Origin of the sequence: Aeromonas sp. R7-1, assembly GCF_040908115.1 — a bacterium.
GTDB classification, from domain to species: Bacteria; Pseudomonadota; Gammaproteobacteria; order Enterobacterales; family Aeromonadaceae; genus Aeromonas; species Aeromonas caviae.
The window spans coordinates 1-4,354 of the sequence record NZ_JBFODD010000015.1; the positions used below are offsets into that span (position 1 = coordinate 1).

A 4,354-nucleotide genomic window follows, 5' to 3' on the forward strand; every position below is an offset into this window, starting at 1 on the left:
GCGCCGGGTATCCGGCGCGACCTTGCCTGGGTTTAAACGGATAACGCGGGATGCGCGTGGTGATGCTCAGGCTGCCACGCGGATGCACGCAAGAGGATAAAGCGCAATGTCCAAACAGATTATGGTGCCGGATATCGGTGCTGATGAAGTTGAAGTCACCGAGATCATGGTGGCCGTGGGTGACAAGGTCGAACTGGACCAGTCCCTGATCGCCGTGGAAGGTGACAAGGCCTCCATGGAAGTCCCGGCACCCGCCGCCGGTATCGTCAAAGAGATCCTGATCAAGGTGGGCGACAAGGTTGCCACCGGTTCCCAGATCATGGTCTTCGAAGCCGAGGGTGCTGCCGCACCGGCTCCGGTCCAGGCTGCTGCCCCGGTTGCTGCCGCGCCGGCCGCCGCTCCTGCTGCTGCCGCTCGCCAGGACGTCAACGTGCCGGACATCGGTGGTGACGAAGTCGAAGTGACTGAGATCATGGTTGCCGTGGGCGACATGGTTGAAGCCGACCAGTCCATCATCGCCGTGGAAGGTGACAAGGCCTCCATGGAAGTACCGGCACCGTTCGCCGGCCGCGTGGTCGAGATCAAGGTCGCCGCCGGCGCCAAGGTTTCTACCGGCTCCCTGGTGATGGTCTTCGAAGTGGCGGGCGCTGCCCCGGCCGCTGTTGCCGCGCCGGCTCCTGCTGCTGCCCCCGTGGCTGCCGCTGCTCCGGTTGCCGCCGGTGCCAAGGACGTCAACGTGCCGGACATCGGCGGTGACGAAGTGGAAGTGACCGAAATCATGGTCGCCGTGGGTGACAAGGTTGAAGCCGACCAGTCCCTGATCACCGTGGAAGGCGACAAGGCCTCCATGGAAGTGCCTGCGCCGTTCGCCGGTGTGGTCAAGGAGATCAAGGTGAAGGCGGGTGACAAGGTCTCCACCGGTTCCCTGATCATGGTATTCGAAGTGGCGGGTGCCGCTCCGGCTGCCGTGGCTGCTCCGGCTCCTGCCGCAGCGCCCGTTGCTGCCGCTCCGGCTGCCGCCGCTCCTGCACCGGTTGCCCAGGCTGCTGCCGCCTCCGATTTCGTCGCCAACGACGCCTACGTCCACGCCTCCCCGGCTGTACGCCGTCTGGCGCGCGAGTTCGGTGTCAACCTGGCCAAGGTGAAAGCCTCCGGTCGCAAGGGTCGCATCGTCAAAGAAGACGTGCAGGCTTACGTGAAGGATGCGGTCAAGCGCGCCGAGTCCGCTCCGGCTGCCGGTACCGGCACTGGCAACGGCATGAGCGTCGTGGCCTGGCCGAAGGTTGATTTCAGCAAGTTCGGCCCTGTCGAAGAGCTGGAACTGACCCGTATCCAGAAGATCTCCGGTCCTGCCCTGCACCGCAACTGGGCCATGATCCCCCACGTCACCCAGTTCGACGAAGCCGATACCACGGATCTGGAAGCGTTCCGCAAAGAGCAGAACATCCTGGCCGAGAAGCAGAAGCTGGACGTGAAGATCACCCCGCTGGTGTTCATCCTGAAGGCGGCCGCCAAGGCCCTGGAAGCCCATCCGCGCTTCTGCAGCGCCCTGTCCGAAGACGGCAGCAAGCTGATCATGAAGAAGTACATCCACATCGGTGTGGCGGTGGATACCCCCAACGGTCTGGTGGTTCCGGTGGTTCGCGACGTCAACAAGAAGGGTATCCACGAGCTGTCCCGCGATCTGGCCGAGATCTCCAAGAAGGCCCGTGCCGGCAAGCTGACCGCTGCCGACATGCAGGGCGGTTGCTTCACCATCTCCAGCCTGGGTGGCATCGGCGGTACCAGCTTTACCCCGATCGTCAACGCGCCGGAAGTGGCCATCCTGGGCGTCTCCAAGTCCGAGATGAAGCCGAAGTGGAACGGTAAAGAGTTCGTGCCGCGCCTGATGCTGCCGCTGGCTCTGAGCTACGACCACCGCGTCATCGATGGCGCCGACGGTGCCCGCTTCATCACCACCCTGAGTGGTGTGTTGTCCGACATTCGTCGACTGGTCCTGTAAGTGAGAGGGCGGGCCCAGAGCCCGCCCTTTTTGCTTCTCATTTCGTTAACAGGATTGTAAACTTGCCCCGTTTTTTTCACGGCTGCAGCGGCCTTGTTTGGCATAAGACTGTGCTGTCCGGGGATATAAGAACGACAAAGAGGTCATGATGAGTAAAGAAATCAAAACCCAGGTCGTAGTACTGGGTGCTGGCCCTGCCGGTTATTCCGCTGCCTTCCGTGCGGCTGACTTGGGTCTGGATACCATTATCGTCGAGCGTTACTCCACCCTGGGTGGCGTCTGTCTGAACGTGGGTTGCATCCCGTCCAAGGCACTGCTGCACGTCGCCAAAGTCATTGAAGAAGCCAAGGCGCTGGCCGAGCACGGCATCGTCTTCGGTGCCCCGCAGACCGACATCGACAAGGTGCGTCTGTGGAAAGAGAAGGTCATCAACCAGCTGACCGGCGGTCTGGCTGGCATGGCCAAGATGCGTAAAGTCCAGGTCGTGAACGGCTTCGGCAAGTTCACCGGCCCGAACACGCTGGAAGTGGAAGGCGCCGACGGCAAGACCACCGTCACCTTCGACAACGCCATCATCGCCGCCGGTTCCCGTCCGGTGAAGCTGCCGTTCATCCCCCATGACGACCCCCGCGTATGGGACTCTACCGATGCGCTGGAACTGACGACCGTTCCTGGCAAGCTGCTGGTCATCGGTGGCGGCATCATCGGTCTGGAGATGGGTACCGTGTACTCCTCCCTGGGTTCCGAGATCGACGTGGTGGAATTTGCCGACCAGCTGGTACCGGCTGCCGACAAAGACATCGTCAAGATCTACACCAAGCGCGTTGCCAAGAAATTCAACATCATGCTGGAGACCAAGGTCACCGCCGTTGAAGCCCGTGAAGACGGCCTGTACGTCTCCTACGAAGGCAAGCACGCCCCGGCCGAGCCGGTTCGCTACGACAACGTGCTGGTTGCCGTAGGCCGTGTGCCGAACGGCAAGATGCTGGATGCCGAGAAGGCCGGTGTTGCCGTCAACGAGCGCGGTTTCATCGAAGTGGACAAGCAGCTGCGTACCAACGTGGCCCACATCCACGCCATCGGCGACATCGTCGGTCAGCCCATGCTGGCCCACAAGGGTGTACACGAAGGCCACGTGGCGGCCGAAGTCATCGCCGGCAAGAAGCACTACTTCGACCCGAAAGTGATCCCGTCCATCGCCTATACCGAGCCTGAGATGGCCTGGGTGGGTCTGACCGAGAAGGAAGCCAAGCAACAAGGGCTGAACTTCGAAGTCGCCACCTTCCCGTGGGCTGCTTCCGGTCGTGCCATCGCGTCCGACTGCTCCGACGGCATGACCAAGCTGATCTTCGACAAGGAGAGCGGCCGCGTCATCGGTGGTGCCATCGTGGGCACCAACGGCGGTGAACTGCTGGGTGAAATCGGTCTGGCCATCGAGATGGGTGCCGACGCCGAAGACATCGCGCTGACCATCCACGCTCACCCGACTCTGCACGAGTCCGTGGGTCTGGCTGCCGAAGTGTTCGAAGGCTCCATCACCGACCTGCCGAACGCCAAGGCCAAGAAGAAAAAATAATCTTCTGCCCGTTTCATAAGAAAAGCCGCTCAATCGAGCGGCTTTTTGTTGTCTGCCTTTCGGCACCCTGCGGTCAGCAGCGCCCCTTCTTGGCCTGTCCCGGTGGGCAGAAGGTTCCGTAGCCTCCGCGATCCCCGTCGCTGACCCGGATCCGGGTATCGTCCACGCTCACATCGGCCCCGTGCACCCGCACGGGGCCGCTGCTGCAGGCACTGAGCAGCCCCCCCAGCACTATCATCACGACCAGCTTGCCCATCATACCTCCTCGCGTTTTCCTGATTATGAGGCATGTGGCAGGGCGGTGGGAGACGCGTATCCCCCGTGCGTCACGGCTTGCCGTGGTCATGAAGAAGGGCGCCGAAGCGCCCTGGTGCGGGTCAGGAAGAGGTGCCGGACGCTCAGAGGCGGAAGTTGCCGACCAGCTTGTCGAGCTCACCGGAGAGGTGCTGCAGGTTGCGGCTCGACTCGGTCAGGTGATGGGCGATATCGGCGGTCTCCATGGTGAGCTGGTTGATGTCCTCCACGTTGCGGTTGAGCTCCCCCACCACGCTCGACTGCTCTTCGGTGGCGGTGGCGACCTGGATGTTCATGTCGCTGATCTGGGTGATGTGTCCGGTGATCTGGTCGAGGGCGCCGTTGGCCTCGTCGGCCTGGGTCACCACCCGCAGGCTCTGGTTGCGGCCCTGGGCCATGGCGCTGACGGCGCGGGCGCTCTGCTCCTGGAGGCTGTTGATCATGCCCTGGATCTCGGCGGTGGAGGCGGCGGAGCGGCTGGC

Annotated in this window: 4 protein-coding genes; 2 read left to right on the top strand and 2 right to left on the bottom strand. The window is 62.7% G+C overall.

Features of this window, described 5'->3' with window-relative positions:
• Nucleotides 1-106: 106 nt before the first annotated feature.
• Nucleotides 107-2,002 carry a pyruvate dehydrogenase complex dihydrolipoyllysine-residue acetyltransferase gene (gene aceF, locus AB5Y51_RS01825; protein ID WP_042015108.1) on the top strand — a complete coding sequence of 632 codons (1,896 nt, stop codon included), beginning with the start codon at nucleotides 107-109 and terminating at the stop codon, nucleotides 2,000-2,002.
• Nucleotides 2,003-2,150: 148 nt separating this feature from the next.
• Nucleotides 2,151-3,578: a dihydrolipoyl dehydrogenase gene (lpdA, locus tag AB5Y51_RS01830; protein WP_010675812.1), complete on the top strand. Its 1,428-nt coding sequence runs from the start codon at nucleotides 2,151-2,153 to the stop codon at nucleotides 3,576-3,578.
• A 73-nt stretch (nucleotides 3,579-3,651) separates the two neighbouring features.
• Here lpdA and AB5Y51_RS01835 read toward each other — a convergent pair whose 3' ends face one another.
• On the bottom strand, nucleotides 3,652-3,834 hold the full coding sequence (locus AB5Y51_RS01835) for a hypothetical protein (RefSeq protein ID WP_017779057.1): 183 nt from the start codon (nucleotides 3,832-3,834) through the stop codon (nucleotides 3,652-3,654).
• 142 nt (nucleotides 3,835-3,976) lie between these two features.
• Nucleotides 3,977-4,354, bottom strand: a 378-nt coding sequence (locus AB5Y51_RS01840) for a methyl-accepting chemotaxis protein (RefSeq protein WP_368177963.1), incomplete at its 5' end; no start/stop codon positions are given.

What these genes read in the sequence shown, in the direction of transcription:
- lpdA (WP_010675812.1), top strand. Translation starts at nt 2,151, where the DNA reads ATGAGTAAAGAAATCAAAACCCAGGTCGTAGTACTGGGTGCTGGCCCT.
- aceF (WP_042015108.1), top strand. Translation starts at nt 107, where the DNA reads ATGTCCAAACAGATTATGGTGCCGGATATCGGTGCTGATGAAGTTGAA.
- AB5Y51_RS01835 (WP_017779057.1), bottom strand. Translation starts at nt 3,834, where the DNA reads ATGGGCAAGCTGGTCGTGATGATAGTGCTGGGGGGGCTGCTCAGTGCC.